Raw genomic sequence first — 1,119 nt, 5'->3', positions numbered from 1 at the left:
CGGGCGGTGCGCGTCCAGGCGGCGGGCCGCGCGGGCCGCGCGGGCCGCCGGATCGGTCGGATGGCGGTTGTGCCGCCGCGACCCGCGACTAGGATCCCGGCACCGGCGGCGGGCCCGCCGGGTGTGCGTCCCGTGATCTCCGACCTCCAACCAGGCGACTTCGTCGACGGCTACCGCATCATCCGCCCCCTCGGGCGCGGCGGCATGGGGGTCGTCTTCGAGGCCGAGCACGTCCGCCTCGGGCGGCGCGTCGCGTTCAAGGTGCTGCAGGCGGAGCGCGCCCACGACCCGGCGTTCCACGAGCGGTTCGAGCGCGAGGCCCGGCTGGCCGCCCGCCTGGACCACCCCAACGTCGTCGCGGTCCACGACGCCGGCGTCGCCGACGGTCGCCCCTGGATCGCGATGGCGTTGATCGACGGGGAGGACCTGCGATCGCGCCTGCGGCGGAGCCACGAGCGGCTCGACCTGCGCCTGGCGGTCGACGTCGTCGTCCAGGTCGGCGCGGCCCTCGACCACGCCCACGGCAAGGGCGTGCTGCACCGCGACGTGAAGCCGGCGAACGTCTTCCTCTCCGACGACGGCGGGCGGATCATCGCGCGGCTGGGGGACTTCGGGCTGACGAAGGAGGTCGACGCCGGCGACGAGCTGACCGCGTCGGGGATGGTCGTCGGCAGCGTCGACTACCTCGCGCCCGAGGTGCTCGAGCAGCGCCCCGTCGGCGTGCGCTCCGACGTCTACGCCCTGGCCGCGACGCTGCTCACGGCGATGACCGGCGCGCCGCCGTTCTCGGGCGGGACCGCCGCGCGGATGGCCGCCCACGGCTCGGCACCGCGTCCCCGGCCGAGCGAGCGCCGGCCCGAGCTCGGTCCGTTCGACGCCGTGATGCTACGGGGGCTCGCCGTCGATCCCGACGATCGCTACCCGTCGGCCGGCGCGCTGGCCGCCGCCGCCTCCGACGCCCTGCGGATCGCCACCGGCGGCGGGCCGGCCGACGGTGCCTCCGCGCGGCCGTCCGCCGCCCCCGACGACGACTTCGAGATCGTGCTCCGCAGCAGCCGGGTCGCCCCGGCTCCCGGTGCGCCGCCGCCGGCGGGCCCCAGCGGGCCTGCCGGGCCGCCG

The 1,119-nt window shown here is 77.7% G+C and carries 1 protein-coding gene; it reads left to right on the top strand.

Features of this window, described 5'->3' with window-relative positions; genetic code table 11:
* Positions 1 to 132: 132 nt before the first annotated feature.
* Positions 133 to 1,119, top strand: a 987-nt coding sequence (locus AB0L40_RS27900) for a serine/threonine-protein kinase (protein WP_364362079.1), incomplete at its 3' end; no start/stop codon positions are given.

The sequence above is a fragment of the Patulibacter sp. NPDC049589 genome, from assembly GCF_040675535.1.
Taxonomy (GTDB): domain Bacteria; phylum Actinomycetota; class Thermoleophilia; order Solirubrobacterales; family Solirubrobacteraceae; genus Patulibacter.
The sequence above is the reverse complement of the archived record's forward strand: the minus strand, read 5'-3'. Positions and strand labels throughout refer to the sequence as shown.